This window comes from Entomomonas sp. E2T0 (assembly GCF_025985425.1).
Taxonomy (GTDB): domain Bacteria; phylum Pseudomonadota; class Gammaproteobacteria; order Pseudomonadales; family Pseudomonadaceae; genus Entomomonas.
Genome location: NZ_CP094972.1, coordinates 531,043 through 547,787 on the forward strand (window position 1 = coordinate 531,043; position 16,745 = coordinate 547,787).

The following is a 16,745-nucleotide window of genomic DNA, read 5'->3' on the forward strand; positions in this document are numbered from 1 at the left end:
GTGCATAATAAAAAAGGATTTTTTACAGGCAAAGGGCTCGCTAAAGATGAAGCAGACGTGGTACATTTTTTTACTTTTATTACTTAGCTTTACACTACCAAGTTTTGCAGCTCCTGCTGCAACTAACGCTAATGAGGCAACCAATGCTGTATCTACCACAACTATTCAACAAGCAATTGATGACTTACCAGCCAAAAAATTACCTGAAAATGAAGCAACTGTAGCCAAATCAAACCTTGAACAAGCCTTACAATTTGCAAAAAATCGTGACGAATCTGAATCTAAAATTGCCAGCCTAAAAAATCAACTTGCCGATGCTCCTGCTAAGTCCAATACTTATCGTCAACAACTAGAAGAACTTACGGCCAATCCTGCTAAAACCATTCGTGATATAGAACCCAAGATGAGTGATGCTGAATTACAGCAGCGTCAGAGTGATAACAATACACAAATTACTAATTGGCAAATAGAATTAACTAATGCCAATAATACTATTCAACAACTACAAACACGTCCAGAACAAACACAGTCACAAATTAGTACTTTACAAGCCCGTCTGCAAGAAATAGCAGATCAACTAAAAATTACCCAAACAGATGCTGTTAAGCTTAAGCTTCAAGCAGAACAAGCCGCTATTAATGCACAGATTAATTTAATAAACCAAGAACTTGCTGGTAGCAGCGTATTACAAGATTACTCAACTAGTTCACGCAACTTGCTTACTGAACGAATTAATAGATTGGAGCAAGAAAACCTACAACTACAAAATATTATTAATGCTCGTAGACAAGCTGCAACAGAAAAAACTGTGCAAGATTTAGCACAACATCAAGGCAACCAAACAGACACATTATTAAGTCAAGAAAGCGAAACCAACCTTAAACTTTCTGAATACCTTTTAAAAAGTAATAATCGCTTAAATGAAATCAGTCAACTCAATCAAACAACCAAACAACAATTAAATAAAACACAAAAAATTGAAGAAACATTAAAAGAACAAAGCCTTGCATTAAAAAATAGTATTGCTCTCTCTAGAATTTTATATCAACAAAAGCAGGTATTACCAACGCCAATAGAGGATAATCTAGCTAATGAAATAGCCAACTTACGCATATACCAGTTCCAACTTAACGAACAACAAGAACAATTTATTAGTCCAAGTAACTATGTAAATAGATTACTCGCTAATAATACAGATGTTAATGATGATTTACGGCAAAAGCTACTTGAACTCGCTAGAACTCGCCAGCAATTATTTAGCCAATTACAATATTCTTTAAATAGCTTAACTACTGAGGCCATTAATCTACAGTTAACTAAACAACAACTACAAAAAAAAGTATCACAGATTTCTGATGATATAGATGAAAAAATGTTCTGGCTACCCAGTAATTCAACGTTAGGATGGAACTGGCTAAAACAAGTACCAAGTCGTTTAAAAGAAGAACTTAGCTCTATTTCTTGGCAGCAAACGCTAACAGACTTAGGGCGAGGGCTGATTGATAGACCTTGGATATTTGCTCCTGTTGTCTTCTTTATTATATTACTACTTTGGAAACGCTGTTATTTATCAGCCAGAATAGAATCGCTTAACAAAGAAGTAGGCAATGTAAGGCATGACTCACAACTCCATACCCCATTAGTTATCCTATTTAATATTTTACTTGCCCTTCCTGTGGCTTTAGTGCTTGCTTTAGGAGGAATTGCACTATTATTAGACGGGCAAGGAATGAATATTGCCTATGGCAAGACATTATTAGAATTAGCATTAGGTTGGATGTTTTTCTATACAACATATCGACTATTATCACCTAATAATGTAGCAATGACTCACTTCAATTGGAGTGAACGACAAGTAGCCACAATGCGCAAACAGATCGTTCAAATAGGTGCTTTATCACTCGTTTTAATGTCTGTCGTTACCATTGCTAGTCAACAGTTAGGCAATTTAGCCAATGATGTTTTAGGTATTATTATCGTTGTTATTTGTTACCTTTTAATGGCCTTGATAATTGCTCGTACTGTTTTTTCAAAAAAAGCCAGATGTTACTTTAATACTATCCGCTGGATTATGGCTATTGCTATTGTTTCACTACCTATCATTCTTATGATTGCAACTATTGCAGGTTATTACTATACCGCTCTACGATTAACTGACCGTCTAATAGATACCCTCTACGCATTATTAATATGGGTAGTATCTGAGGCAGTATTAGTTCGTGGACTAAGCGTAGCTGCCCGTCGTATAGCTTTCCAACGTGCATTAGAGAAACGAAAAAATAAAGCAGAAACCAAAGAAGGTGAAGAAGAAATAATTGAAGAGCCTGTATTAGATATTCAAGAAATTAACCAACAATCATTACGCCTCATCCGCTTAGGTTTATTTGTTGCTTTTGGTTTTACACTATACTGGATATGGTCAGATGTTTTGGCAGTATTCTCTTACTTAGACACTATTACACTATATCAGTATATCGGGGCAGATGGCGCGACTTTAGTTCCTTTAACACTAAAAGCATTTATTATGGCTATTGTTATAGCAATCGTAAGCGTCGTATTAACCCGTAACCTCCCTGGTTTACTTGAAGTCACTGTATTATCTCGTCTCAATCTAGAACGGGGTATTTCTTATGCCACTACTACCTTACTGACTTATATCATCATCGCTGTTGGCTTCTCTCTAACATTGGGCCTATTAGGTGTTAGTTGGAATAAATTACAATGGTTAGTTGCTGCACTTTCAGTAGGGTTAGGTTTTGGATTACAAGAAATCTTTAAAAACTTTGTATCAGGTATTATTCTACTTTTTGAACGCCCTGTTCGGATTGGCGATAGAATCACAGTAGGAGGTGTTACGGGTACAGTAAATCGTATTCAAATCCGTGCTACCCGCGTAACAGATGGTGACCGTAAAGAGGTTATTATTCCTAATACCACCTTTGCAACAGGTCAACTTATTAACTGGACACTTACCGATACCATTACCCGTATTACCCTTAAAATTGGGGTTGGTTATGACTCAGATATAGATAGGGTTAAAGAACTACTATTACAAATTGCTCAAAATAACTCTCGCGTAATTCAAGACCCAGGCCCCTCTGTTTCTTTTGTAAACTTTGGTGCCGACACTCTAGACCTTGAATTAACCATGTTAGTTAATGAAATAGCAGATCGTGGTGCAGCCACTGATGAAATTAATCGTCAAATACTCACCCTATTTAGAGCAGAAAATATTGATATTCCTTATCATCAAGTTGATGTAACACTCAAAAATAGTGAAGGTAAAGAGTTAACACTAACAGAACCTCAACAAAAAAAGAAACTATAGAGAAATCATAACAACTTGGTAGTGTTAACTACCAAGTTACTTATTCAATTTGTCTATTATTTTCTTATAACTAAAGCAATCTGTAATATGATCCATCACCATACCTGTAGCTTGCATATAAGCATAACAAATAGTTGAACCTACAAAAGTAAAACCTGCTTTCTTTAATGCCTTACTCATAGCATCTGACTCTGTAGTGGTAGCAGGTATTTCTTCCATTTTTTTAAAATGGTTTATTTTTGGTTTTCCACCAACAAACGACCAAATAAATTGCACTGGTTCTTCAAGCTTTAACCAAGCAATCGCATTTTTACGAGCGGCATTGACCTTTAATCGATTACGGATAATACCTTTATCTTGTAATAACTGCTCAATATAATCATCAGACATTGCCGCTATTTTATGTGGATCAAAATTAAATAATACCTGTCTATAACGTTCTCGTTTCTTTAATACTGTTATCCATGAAAGTCCTGCTTGAAATCCTTCTAATAGCAACATTTCAAATAAGTGTTTCTCATCATAACAAGGTATTCCCCACTCCTTATCATGGTAGGCTATATATTCAGCATCAGTACCACACCAATAGCAACGCTGTTTACTCATTAAAATACCCCTTTAACACGCAATAAACCTTATTAAAAATAGCTCACTAAAGATATTTTTTTACAGTTACTTTATACTTTATCTTTTTTATTACTAGCCATTTTACAATGAATAATCAGTTAAACATAAAGTCGCTTATTTATACAGCCTGTCTATTATTAATATTGCCTAATTTTATTTTTGTTCTTGCAACTTATTGGACTGGCGATAATCGATCAATTTTTAATATTGATTATTTACTCCCTTTTATCTGTCTTATTTTTCATAACCGAGTAATAAGAGCAACAGGTATTATATTATTTATATTTATTTTTCTGATTGATATCTTACTGATTGTATTACAACACTATCCTGGCTTTCATTTTAGAGACAGCCTTTATTTAATTAGTTTTATTTTTTCAGGTCCTAAAATCTTTCTTGTTTATGCAACAGTAGTTGTTGCTATTATTGCTATAGAGTCTGCTATCTTATGGCAATTCACTAAGAAGATAACTAGTAATAACCTATTAACAGTTACATTAATACTCGTTTTAGGTACTACCACTTCTTACTTTATAGAGCAAAGCAATGGACAGCAAATGGATATCTATCACACACCATTTGCCAGCAGTAATACGATTTATTTTATAAAAAACCAAGAAGCAAGCTTTTCAAATTTATTAGGTGGTGATTTATTAGAACCAAGCCCCTATTACCATGCTACCACACCATGGACAAATGCCATTCAACAACACCAACCTTTAAATAAAAAAATTCTTTTAATTGTCGTCGAATCATGGGGACAACCCTTAAATCAAACTATTCAGGAAGATATTTTAAAAAATCTAAAAGCCAAAACTAATTCTTTCGATTATTTAAATCAAGGTAATTTTTTATTCCGTGGTTTTACTGTTGAAGGAGAACTACGAGAACTCTGTCAACTCTATCCCTCTACAGTGGATCTTTACCAGATAAAAACTGGCTTCCAAAATTGTATGCCTCATATACTAAATAAACTGGGTTATGAAACACAGGCAATTCATGGCGGTAGTAGTACTATTTATGGTAGAAAAAAATGGTATCCTAAAGCGGGATTTAAAACCCATACTTTTCAAGAAGAGTTAAACAAACCAGTTAACTGCATACCCTTTGATGGTATCTGTGATTGGGATATTTTACCCTTTCTTAAACAATCCTTTGCTCAAGATAAAAAACTCTTTAATTATTGGTTAACATTAACTGCACACTATGCCTATTATCAACATGATATTCATAATGAGCGGTTTAATTGTGCCATTTATAACGTATCAGCAACAGGAGACGCTTGTCGCAACCTTAAGTTACAAGCACAATTTTTTGATTATATTGCAGAGTTTATTACCTCACCAGAAATGCAAGGTGTCGAAGTTATTATTGTAGGAGATCATCCACCACCATTGTTTAAAGCTAGTGAAATAGCACTATTTAAAACTAAAGAGATGCAAGATGGCAAAGTTGGTTGGGTACATTTCAAAATAAAAGATAAAATTTCACAATAATATTTGATAAATAAAAAAAGGCATAAACGATTTAATGGCAAAAATAATCGTTTATGCCCAAATGGCAACCTAATTCATTAGGTGATTATTAATCTCTCTGAATATCATTTCCTAAAATTTTATTTTGATTTTGAATAAAAATTAAAAAGGACTGCTAAACCTTAATTTTTTAACAAAGCGTTTCTATAGCAACTAAATCCTTATCCGCTAAAAATAATTTAAATATAGATATGTAATATGAATATAGCTCTAACTTTACTTCTTAAAATCTATAAAAAATAAAAATCAAACACACAACACAAAGTGCTAAACCATATATAAAGAATATTAGTAACTCAACCTATCCATTTACTAACCTACACCTCTACTACTGGAGATTCCTTCCCCTTCCTTAGTTATTAAAAACATACTAAAAATTAATAAACGTCAAATACAAAACGAGTGTTAAAAAATCATTAACTTCAAAAATGTATTTTATTTACATTGCTAATTAAAACAAGCAATACCTTCTTCTTAAATCTTTAAGAATTCAGAACAATAACTTAAATATAGAAACAACATTATATAACAAAATTACTTATATTCTTTTAGCATATTAACATAAGTTTTTTTTATATGTGATTAATATATTCTATAATACTAATACAATCCATTAATAACAGCATTCCTTTTTATTACAAAGCCTTATATACATTATCGCGCAGCATTTATACTGTGCTTAAACCACATCCATATATAACTTTTTCTTATTAATAAAAAGAAAACTCCTTTAATTTTTTAATTATGGTAAAAAATAGTCAGCCTTTAGAATTATTCTTTTGTCTAACAACCTAATTATTTAGCTATACAATAAGTAAAATCGATATTATGCAAAATACGTATATCATATACACTATTTGCATATTGTAAAAATAAACATATAATACACGCCCTTTATTCAAAAACCTTAAAGATAAGTTTTGAATAAAATACATTATAAAAATATCTAGCTATTAAGCATTAACGATTGAACTACCTGATGGGAATTACTATGAATACAGGTTTATATTATCCAGACCAGTTTAAAGATAACTGTGGCTTCGGCTTGATTGCACATATGCAAGGTACGGCTAGTCACCATCTTTTAAAAACTGCCATTCAAGCACTTACTTGCATGACCCATCGTGGTGGCATTAATGCTGACGGAAAAACAGGCGATGGCTGTGGTCTATTACTTCAAAAACCTGATTCTTTCTTCCGCATAATCGCAAAAGAACAATTTCAAGCAGACTTACCCGAACAATATGCTGTAGGCATGGTATTTTTAAGTCCTGATGAAGAAAAAGCTAATACTGCCAAAGAACAACTTAACCAACAAATTACAGCTAATGGTTTAAAACTTATTGGTTGGCGTGAAGTTCCTACAGACTCTTCAGTACTAGGTCCATTAGCATTAGAAAGAATGCCTCGTATTGAACAAGTTTTTGTGACAGGAGATGGGCTCTCTGATCAGGCTTTTGCCATTAAACTATTCTTTGTGCGCCGACGAGCTGAAATAGCTTTAAAAGATGATAGTGATTTTTATGTATGTAGCCTATCGGGCAAAAACATCATCTACAAAGGTTTAATGATGCCTGCTGATCTTGAGCAATTTTACCCTGATTTAGGCGATGAGCGTATGGCTACGGCTATTTGTGTATTCCACCAACGCTTTTCCACTAACACAATGCCAAGATGGCGTTTAGCACAACCTTTTCGTTTTCTTGCCCATAATGGTGAAATTAACACCATTACGGGAAATCGTAATTGGGCTCTTTCTCGTCGTAAAAAGTTTGCTAACCCTTTATTACCTAATTTACAAGAATTAGAACCACTAATTGACTGTTCAGGCTCAGACTCTGCCAGCATGGATAATATGCTAGAACTCTTAGTCACAGGCGGTATGGATTTATTCCGTGGTTTAAGAATGATGATTCCACCAGCATGGCAGAATGTGGAAACCATTGATGCTGACTTACGTAGTTTCTATGAATTTAACTCTATTCATATGGAGCCTTGGGATGGCCCAGCAGGTGTAGTATTAACTGATGGTCGTCATGCCGTTTGTCTACTAGATAGAAATGGTCTACGTCCTGCCCGTTGGGTAACTACTAAAAATGGTTATATCACTTTAGCCTCTGAAGTAGGTGTATGGGATTATGATCAAAAAGATGTATTAGCTAAAGGCCGTGTAAGTCCAGGACAGATTTTAGCCGTTGATACTCATACAGGTGAAATGCTCAACACCGAACAAATTGATAACCGCTTAAAAGTTAGACACCCTTACAAACAGTGGCTAAAACAAAATGCTTTACGCATTCAAGCAACATTGAATGAGAGCCAACAAGGTGATGCTAGCTATTCAGGAGAACAGCTAGCACAATACATGAAAATGTTCCAAGTAACTTTTGAGGAACGTGACCAAGTATTGCGCCCACTAGCAGAACAAGGCCAAGAGGCGGTAGGCTCAATGGGTGACGATACACCAATGGCTGTCTTATCTCAGCGTGTTCGTTCAGTATACGATTATTTTCGCCAGCAGTTTGCACAGGTGACTAATCCCCCTATTGACCCTTTACGTGAAGAAATCGTAATGTCATTAGAAACCTGTTTAGGCCCTGAGTATAATATCTATGAAGAAGCACCAGAACATGCCAATCGGGCTATTTTAACCAGCCCTATTATTTCTCCTGCAAAATGGCAAACTATCCTTAATATGCAACGTGAGGGATTTGCTAAAGAGATCATTGATCTTAACTATGACCCTGCTATTGGTTTAGAAGCGGCCATCAAAAAAGTGGTAGAACAGGCAGAACAAGCCGTTAGAAATGGTAAAAGCCAGCTAATTCTTTCTGACCGTAACATTGCTGCTAACAAACTACCTATTCATGCTGCATTAGCAGTAGGGGCTGTACAACATCATATGATAGCTACAGGCTTACGTTGTGAATGTAATATTCTGGTAGAAACAGCAACAGCCCGTGATCCTCATCAATTTGCTGTACTCATAGGCTTTGGTGCTAGTGTAGTTTATCCTTACCTAGCTTATGAAGTATTAGCAGATCTAGCAAGAACAGGCGAAGTAGTAGGGGATATATACGAGATATTTAAATATTATCGTAAAGGCATCTCTAAAGGCCTTAAGAAAATTCTTTCTAAAATGGGTATATCTACTATTTCCTCTTACCGTGGAGCACAGCTTTTTGAGGCAGTAGGTTTATCTTCTGAAATAACTAACCTTTGTTTTCGTGGTGTACCAAGCCGTATTGAAGGTGCTCGTTTTATTGATTTAGAAGCTGAACAAAAACTACTAGCTAGCGAAGCATGGGATAGTCGTAAAACTATCCAAAAAGGTGGTTTACTGAAATTTATCTACAATGGTGAATACCACGCTTACAATCCTGATGTAGTACAACTCTTACAAGAAGCTGTACAAACAAATAACTATGCAAAATTCAAAGAGTATGCGCAAGCAGTAGACACTCGCCCAGTTTCTATGATTCGTGACTTATTTAAGGTTAAAGCAGTTAATACACCTTTACCATTAGATAAGGTTGAACCTATTGGCGCCATTCTAAAACGTTTTGATTCTGCGGGCATTTCATTGGGTGCATTATCACCAGAAGCACATGAAGCCTTAGCTGAAGCTATGAATCGTCTAGGTGCACGTTCTAACTCAGGTGAAGGTGGAGAGGACCCTGCTCGCTATGGCACCATTAGAATGTCTAAAATCAAGCAAGTTGCCACAGGTCGTTTTGGTGTTACACCAGAATATTTAGTTAATGCTGAAGTTTTACAGATTAAAATTGCCCAAGGTGCTAAACCTGGTGAAGGTGGACAGTTACCTGGTGGTAAAGTTAATGGCTTAATTGCTCGTTTACGTTATGCCGTTCCTGGCGTAACGTTAATTTCACCTCCTCCTCATCATGATATTTATTCTATTGAGGATTTGGCACAGCTAATCTTTGACCTTAAACAAGTCAATCCACAGGCCTTAGTATCAGTTAAATTAGTGGCTGAAGCAGGCGTAGGAACTATTGCCGCAGGTGTAGCAAAAGCTTACGCTGATTTAATCACTATCTCTGGTTATGATGGTGGTACAGGTGCCTCCCCTATTAGCTCTATCAAATATGCAGGGGCACCTTGGGAATTAGGCTTAGCAGAAACTCACCAAACATTACGTGGTAATGATCTACGTGGCAAAGTCAGAGTACAAACTGACGGTGGTTTAAAAACAGGTTTAGATGTCATTAAAGCAGCTATTTTAGGTGCTGAAAGCTTTGGCTTTGGTACCGCACCAATGATCGCATTAGGTTGTAAATACTTACGTATTTGCCACCTTAACAATTGTGCTACAGGTGTTGCCACTCAAAATAATCGTCTTCGTAAAGAACATTTTATTGGCACAGTTGAAATGGTCACCAACTTCTTCCAATTTATTGCTGAAGATACTCGTGAATGGTTGGCTAAGTTAGGCGTAGCTAGTTTAGAAGAAATTATTGGTCGCACTGATTTATTAGAAGTTTTATCAGGTGAAACAGATAAACAAGCTAACTTAGATCTATCACCCTTACTAGCCAATAGCCAAATTAAAGATAAACCACAGTATTGTGAAGTAGCAAATAATCCGCCATTTGATAAAGGATTATTAGCAGAACGCATGGTAGAAATGGCGATGCCTGCCATTGAATCACTCTCTGGTGGCGAGTTTGAACTCAACATTTGTAACTGTGATCGCTCCATAGGTGCCAGAGTATCTGGTGAGGTTGCAAAACTACATGGCAACCAAGGCATGTCACAAAATCCTATTACCTTCCGCTTCACAGGTACAGCTGGACAAAGTTTTGGGGTGTGGAATGCTGGCGGTTTACATCTGCATTTAGAAGGGGATGCTAACGACTATGTGGGTAAAGGTATGACAGGGGGTAAGATTGTGATTACTCCACCAAAAGATAGTACGCTAAAAACCCAAGAGTCAGCTATTGTAGGTAATACTTGTTTATATGGTGCTACAGGAGGAAAACTCTTTATAGCAGGTACAGCAGGTGAACGCTTTGGTGTACGTAATTCTGGTGCTCATGCTGTTGTTGAAGGAACAGGCGATCACTGCTGTGAATATATGACAGGTGGTTTTATCTGTGTATTAGGAAAAACAGGTTATAACTTTGGTTCAGGTATGACAGGTGGCTTTGCCTATGTATTAGATCTAGACCGTACTTTTGTGGATTTAGTGAATCATGATCTTGTTGAAATTCAACGAATCAGCAAAGAAACGATGGAAGCCTATCGCAACCATTTACAAAGTGTATTAGATGAGTATGTGGATGAAACAGACAGTGCTTGGGGTAAAGAGATAGCCGATAACTTAGATGATTACATCCGTAGTTTTTGGTTAGTAAAACCTAAAGCAGCCAATTTAAAAATGCTATTAAGCAGCACCCGTGCGAATCCACAATAATAGACTAAAGTGAATGGTTAATACTGCTCACCGTAATTACTACCGCCCAGCGGTAACGAGGTTGTAAATGACTGAACATACACATAACGACTTCCAGTTTCTTGACGTGTTACGTAAAGAACCTAAAAGAAAAGCTTTAGGTAAACGTAAAAGAGAATTTATTGAAATCTATAATATCTTTGAACCAGAGCGAGCTACAGAACAAGCTGAACGTTGTCTTGACTGTGGCAACCCCTATTGTGAATGGAAATGTCCTGTTCACAACTACATTCCTAACTGGTTAAAGTTAATCACAGAAGGCCGTATTTTTGAAGCTGCGGAGCTTTCTCATCAAACTAATAGCTTACCAGAAGTCTGTGGCCGCGTATGTCCGCAAGACCGTCTTTGTGAGGGAGCTTGTACACTCAATCAAACTGGCTTTAGTGCCGTCACTATTGGCTCAGTAGAAAAATATATCAGCGATACTGCTTTTGCTATGGGCTGGCGACCTGATATTTCTCACGTAAAAAGTACAGGTAAAAAAGTAGCTATTATTGGTGCTGGCCCTGCTGGCTTAGGTTGTGCAGATGTGCTTGTACGCAATGGTGTTACACCTGTTGTGTTTGACCGCAATCCAGAAATCGGTGGCCTACTTACTTTTGGTATTCCAGAGTTTAAATTAGAAAAAACTGTAATGAGCCGTCGTCGTGAAATCTTTACAGAAATGGGCATTGAGTTCCGTCTTAATACCGAAATTGGTAAAGATATTTCTATGCAACAGTTACTCGATGACTATGATGCTGTATTTATGGGCATGGGCACTTATACCTATATGCAGGGTGGCTTTCCTGGGGAAGACTTAGCAGGTGTTTACGATGCATTAGATTTTTTAATTGCTAATGTAAATCATAATCTTGGCTTTGAAAAATCAGCTGATGATTTTATCTCCATGAAAGGTAAACAAGTAGTCGTATTAGGTGGTGGCGACACGGCCATGGACTGTACCCGTACCTCTATCCGTCAAGGTGCAACAACCGTTACTTGTGCCTATCGCCGTGATGCTGAAAATATGCCTGGCTCTCGCAAAGAAGTTAAAAATGCTAAAGAGGAAGGTGTTAGATTTTTATTTAACCGTCAACCTATAGAGATTGTTGGTAATGGCAAAGTAGAAGGTATTAAAGTAGTAGAAACAGAACTGGGGGAACCTGATGCTAGAGGTCGCCGTTCACCCGTACCTATTGCAGGCTCAGAAGAAATTTTACCCGCTGACGCAGTTATTATTGCCTTTGGTTTCCGTCCAAGTCCTGCACCCTGGTTTGAAGAGCACAAAATCAATTTAGATAACCAAGGTCGTGTAGTTGCGCCAGCAAGTGGCCCCTACCAGTATCAAACCAATAACCCAAAAATATTTGCAGGCGGTGATATGGTCAGAGGTTCCGATCTAGTCGTTACTGCTATTGCAGAAGGTCGTGGTGCAGCTGAAGGTATTTTAAACTACTTAAAAGTTTAATTTGAAAAAAGGGCAATTTTTTATTGCCCTGATTTTTTAATCTCTAATTTTTGCCAAAAAGCAGGCAAAAATATCTCTTGTACAATCACATTGACTTCTTCATTAATAAAACTTGACCACCTTCCCCATAAATTTTGAAACTGATGAGTTGTTGGTAATAACTCAACAGGATAACGCGTTGCCTCAAGGGGGGTTCTTTGAAAAGTCTTATCAATAAATAATATAGAGCCTAATGATTTTTCACCAATATTGGTTAAATCGTATTGATCATTTTTTAAATCAGTTTGTAAAGCAACACTACGCGCATAAACCCAAGGTTCACCACCACCCTTTAAAAAAACCTCTCTTACCCAACCTTTTTTATCAATAGGTGCTGCAAGCTTTTGGTATTCATCTGGACGTAATATCTGCCATTCTTCTAGCAATACTTCAATAGAAAATTGTTGTTGACTAACTGTTGTTAACCTTTGAGTAAGAGAATCTTCATTAAATAGCCAATCAGCTTCCTGCTCTGTTAGTTGCTCATATAATTTTGATTGGGTACGCCATTTAATAGCTAATAGATTATTTTTCATAATTAATTTTATTGTGAAGCAGGTAATAAACGACAATAACATTGAGTATTTTACAATACATACCCAACAACGATAGGAGTGCTTCAGTGATTTTTAGATTACTGGTCTTATAAATAGTTTCTAACTGATGATATGGATACCACAAACTACTATTAATAAGACTACCCCTCAAAATTATAATAATTATTTAGTTATATTAAAATTAATTTCTTCATCCTATCTCAAGCCATCTTATTATTTCTACTTATAAGGTATAAAATAGATAAATTCTGGATTTGTATTTTTAGGATATTAATAATCATGCGGCAAATAGTTTCCCAAACCAAACGCTGGGTTATAAAAATAGGTAGTTCTTTACTGACTGCTAATGGTAAAGGACTAGATCCCCATGCTATGCAAGGTTGGGTTGAACAAATGGTTGCTCTACGAAACCAGGGTATTGAACTTATCTTAGTTTCATCTGGTGCTGTAGCTGCAGGAATGAGTAAACTAGGTTGGGAAACCCGCCCTAAAGAAATGCATCAACTGCAAGCAGCAGCAGCTATTGGTCAAATGGTTTTAGTACAAGCGTGGGAGAACTGTTTTGATCAATTTAACTGCCAAGCAGCACAGATTCTATTAACTCATGATGACCTATCTGACCGTAAACGTTATTTAAATGCCCGTAGTACGCTAAGAGCTTTAATCGATTTAGCTATTATTCCTGTTATTAATGAAAACGATACAGTAGTCACTGATGAAATTCGTTTTGGTGATAACGATACTTTAGCAGCGTTAGTAGCTAATCTAGTAGAAGCAGATTTATTGGTTATTCTCACTGATCGCGATGGTATGTTTAATGCCGATCCCCGCAATAATCCAAATGCACAGTTAATCTATGAAGCGAAAGCCAACGATCCTAGTTTAGATGAAGTAGCAGGCGGTGCAGGAAACTTAGGTCGTGGTGGTATGCAAACTAAACTAAGAGCAGCTCGTTTTGCCGCTCGTTCTGGCACAAACACTATTATTATTGGCGGCACAATCCCCCAAGTAATTACTAGATTACAACAAGGCGAACGTATAGGAACACTATTAACACCTGATCAATCACCCATTGCTGCTCGTAAACAATGGTTAGCAGGCCAACTACAGGTTAAAGGCAAAATAACTCTAGATAACGGTGCTGTAACCGCACTCACACAATACCAAAAAAGTTTACTACCTGTAGGCGTAAAAAATATAGAAGGTGATTTTAGACGAGGTGAGATGGTTGCCTGTATTAATTTAGAAGGTATAGAAATCGCCAGAGGACTCATTAACTACAATGCTTCCGAAGCACAAAAAATCATTGGTCTAAGCTCAGATGAAATAACAAAGGTTTTAGGTTTTATCAATGAACCAGAACTTATTCATAAAGATAACTTAATTATTAATTAGAAAAATGGGACATCATATTCAAGGCATTATTAGTAAATCTGACAATATTAATGCCTTTGCGCGATACTATTCTTTAAAGAAGCGTATTTCATTAAGCCAAGGTTTTTCTTTACTCATGTTGAGTGAGGATGATTTAGATTCTTTTATTTTTTCTGCTAATTATGATCTATATGATATTAATGGCCTATCTGATAAATTAGTTGAAATACTATCTCATTATTCCTTACAAGCCCCTATCGCTTATATTGCAACGGACTATTTTGGTGGCACGGGCAGTCAAGCGGCAATAGCTTTTGCAAATGGAAATATTATCCTACCTCCACAATGCGCTGAAATCGGGGTAATCAATCAAGCACTAAAACTTATAGGCGTAATTTCTAATAATATTATTGACGAGTTTGACACATTAAACCTAGGTCAATATCGTCATATGGATGAAGATTAACTTGATAGTCTCTTCAAGTTTTGCGAAGGACAATCAGCCAGTAAGTCAGCCACTACTCTGCCATCTGGCAAACAAATATTAGGGGCTATTTCTAATAAAGGCATTAACACAAAGGAACGTAAAGCCATTTGGGGATGAGGTATTATTAAACGTTCTGTATTAATTTTTTGATTACCATAAAGAATTATATCTAAATCTAAGGTTCTAGCACCCCATCGCTCTTTACGTTCTCTGCCATGCTCATTTTCAATTTGTTGCAATTGATCTAATAAGGCTTCTGGCGTTAACACCGTTTCTAAACAAGCAACAGCATTAATATATTGAGGCTGCCCCTCTAATAATGAATCACTTATATACAATGAAGACTGACTAACAAGCTTAATATCAGGTAAATTAGCTAATGCATTTAACGCTGTAATCAACTGGGTAACTGGATCTTGTAAATTACTACCTAAACCAATATAAACAAGTTGTTTAGTCAATTTTTCCCTCTGCTTTATTCTTTGCCTTAGACTTATAGTGATAACGCTTTCTACGACTTGGCTTTTTATCTCCATTTACTTGACGAATCATTGTTCGTCTTTGCTGATCATCGGCTTGTTGGTAACATGTCCACCACTTGCCTAAACCTGCTGTATCCTCTCCTACTGACTCCCTCAACAATAGAAAATCATAGCCTGCACGAAAACGAGGATGTACTAATAAGGCATCTGCTTTTTTACCTTGTCTTCTGGTCAATCTAATTTGTGCTTCCCAAATCTCACGTATAGGGATACCAAAGCGTTTAGGAATAGTCGTATATTTACTTTGCTCAGCAATTAACTCATTAGCTAAATCATGTAAATCCAATAGGTTAGGCAAATTTTCAGAAATTGGTTTTTCTAAATGCTCTAATAATACTGGCCACAATAAACTAGCATATAAAAAGGCTGGATTAACTGTTTTTCCACTATTTAATCTATCATCTGTATTAATCAAAGCCTGCCGAATAAACTTTTCTGCTTGTGGTGATTTATCTAAAGCCTTAGCAGTTAGGGGAAATAAATAACTAAATAAATTATATTGGCAAAGCAGTGTGAATATTTTTACTGCATTACCTGATAAAAATAACTTTAATACCTCATCAAATAACCTAGCAGCAGGAATATCCCCCAATAAATAAGATAACTGATTAAGTGGTTGCTCAGTTTCTGAAGCTATAGAAAAGTCTAACTTTACCATAAATCTTATGGCCCGTAACATTCTTACAGGATCTTCTTGATAACGTTTTTGTGGATTTCCAATTAAACGAATTACTTTACTATTAATATCTTCCAAACCATTTACATGATCTAAAACTTGTTTTTTTACAATATCATAATAAAATGCATTAATCGTAAAGTCTCGTCGTGTTGCATCTTGCTCAATTGTTCCATAGACATTATCACGCAATATGCGGCCACTACTGTGTTGCGCAGCGTCTGTCGCAATATCATCTTTACTGTGAGGACCTCTAAAAGTTGCTACCTCTATGGTTTCTTTTCCCCAAAAAACATGAACTAACTTAAAGCGACGCCCAATTACTCTGGAATTACGAAAAATTTTCTTAACCTGTTCAGGTGTTGCATTAGTTGCCACATCAAAATCTTTCGGACGTAAACTCAGTAACAAATCACGTATACAACCACCTACTAAATAAGCCTCATAACCTTCTTTATGAAGTTTTTTAATGGTTTCTAAGGCATTTTTACTAATGTGCTCTTGTTCCAATGTATATTTCTTTTTGGATGGTAATTGTTGAGAACCACCTGATGCTTTATCAGAACGCTTAAACAAGCCATCTACAGATTTGAATATTTTTTTCAACATAAAAGATTAATACACTATATTTTGAATAAGTTTGAATAACAGAGA

Annotated in this window: 10 protein-coding genes; 6 read left to right on the top strand and 4 right to left on the bottom strand. The window is 36.1% G+C overall.

Translation table 11 applies throughout. The features are described 5' to 3' along the window. The first annotated feature begins 46 nt into the window (after positions 1-46). Positions 47-3,328, top strand: a complete 3,282-nt coding sequence (gene mscK, locus MTZ49_RS02590; RefSeq protein WP_264746848.1) for a mechanosensitive channel MscK — start codon at positions 47-49, stop codon at positions 3,326-3,328. A 36-nt stretch (positions 3,329-3,364) separates the two neighbouring features. Here the strand turns inward: mscK and MTZ49_RS02595 are convergent, their stop codons facing one another. Further along, positions 3,365-3,934, bottom strand: a complete 570-nt coding sequence (locus MTZ49_RS02595; RefSeq protein ID WP_264746849.1) for a DNA-3-methyladenine glycosylase I — start codon at positions 3,932-3,934, stop codon at positions 3,365-3,367. Between the two features lie 107 nt (positions 3,935-4,041). Between MTZ49_RS02595 and MTZ49_RS02600 the strand changes: the two genes are divergently transcribed. From MTZ49_RS02600 to MTZ49_RS02610, 3 genes are all read left to right on the top strand, one after another. After that, positions 4,042-5,451 (top strand): sulfatase-like hydrolase/transferase, encoded by a 1,410-nt coding sequence (locus tag MTZ49_RS02600; RefSeq protein ID WP_264746850.1) that lies wholly within the window; start codon positions 4,042-4,044, stop codon positions 5,449-5,451. 1,030 nt (positions 5,452-6,481) lie between these two features. Continuing rightward, complete coding sequence (gene gltB, locus MTZ49_RS02605; protein WP_264746851.1) at positions 6,482-10,927, top strand: glutamate synthase large subunit; 4,446 nt, start codon at positions 6,482-6,484, stop codon at positions 10,925-10,927. 67 nt (positions 10,928-10,994) lie between these two features. Then, the gene (locus tag MTZ49_RS02610) at positions 10,995-12,416 is read left to right on the top strand and encodes an FAD-dependent oxidoreductase (protein ID WP_264746852.1); all 1,422 of its coding nucleotides are present in this window, start codon (positions 10,995-10,997) and stop codon (positions 12,414-12,416) included. A gap of 20 nt (positions 12,417-12,436) precedes the next feature. Here the strand turns inward: MTZ49_RS02610 and MTZ49_RS02615 are convergent, their stop codons facing one another. Then, positions 12,437-12,991, bottom strand: a complete 555-nt coding sequence (locus MTZ49_RS02615; RefSeq protein ID WP_264746853.1) for a chorismate--pyruvate lyase family protein — start codon at positions 12,989-12,991, stop codon at positions 12,437-12,439. Positions 12,992-13,291: 300 nt separating this feature from the next. On the opposite strand from MTZ49_RS02615, the gene proB reads away from it, so the two are divergent. Next, positions 13,292-14,407: a glutamate 5-kinase gene (gene proB, locus MTZ49_RS02620; RefSeq protein WP_264746854.1), complete on the top strand. Its 1,116-nt coding sequence runs from the start codon at positions 13,292-13,294 to the stop codon at positions 14,405-14,407. A gap of 4 nt (positions 14,408-14,411) precedes the next feature. After that, entirely contained in the window at positions 14,412-14,852 is a 441-nt protein-coding gene (locus MTZ49_RS02625; RefSeq protein ID WP_264746855.1) for a hypothetical protein, read from the top strand. Here MTZ49_RS02625 and folK read toward each other — a convergent pair. Next, a complete protein-coding gene (folK, locus tag MTZ49_RS02630) occupies positions 14,849-15,334 on the bottom strand; it encodes a 2-amino-4-hydroxy-6-hydroxymethyldihydropteridine diphosphokinase (protein ID WP_264746856.1) in 486 nt (161 codons plus the stop codon). The genes MTZ49_RS02625 and folK overlap by 4 nt on opposite strands. Further along, on the bottom strand, positions 15,327-16,700 hold the full coding sequence (gene pcnB, locus MTZ49_RS02635; protein ID WP_264746857.1) for a polynucleotide adenylyltransferase PcnB: 1,374 nt from the start codon (positions 16,698-16,700) through the stop codon (positions 15,327-15,329). Before pcnB ends, folK begins: the two co-directional genes overlap by 8 nt. Positions 16,701-16,745 lie beyond the last annotated feature (45 nt).

Coding starts and splice junctions, on each gene's coding strand:
- pcnB (WP_264746857.1), bottom strand. CDS start 16,700: ATGTTGAAAAAAATATTCAAATCTGTAGATGGCTTGTTTAAGCGTTCT.
- mscK (WP_264746848.1), top strand. CDS start 47: ATGAAGCAGACGTGGTACATTTTTTTACTTTTATTACTTAGCTTTACA.
- gltB (WP_264746851.1), top strand. CDS start 6,482: ATGAATACAGGTTTATATTATCCAGACCAGTTTAAAGATAACTGTGGC.
- MTZ49_RS02610 (WP_264746852.1), top strand. CDS start 10,995: ATGACTGAACATACACATAACGACTTCCAGTTTCTTGACGTGTTACGT.
- proB (WP_264746854.1), top strand. CDS start 13,292: ATGCGGCAAATAGTTTCCCAAACCAAACGCTGGGTTATAAAAATAGGT.
- MTZ49_RS02625 (WP_264746855.1), top strand. CDS start 14,412: ATGGGACATCATATTCAAGGCATTATTAGTAAATCTGACAATATTAAT.
- MTZ49_RS02595 (WP_264746849.1), bottom strand. CDS start 3,934: ATGAGTAAACAGCGTTGCTATTGGTGTGGTACTGATGCTGAATATATA.
- MTZ49_RS02615 (WP_264746853.1), bottom strand. CDS start 12,991: ATGAAAAATAATCTATTAGCTATTAAATGGCGTACCCAATCAAAATTA.
- MTZ49_RS02600 (WP_264746850.1), top strand. CDS start 4,042: ATGAATAATCAGTTAAACATAAAGTCGCTTATTTATACAGCCTGTCTA.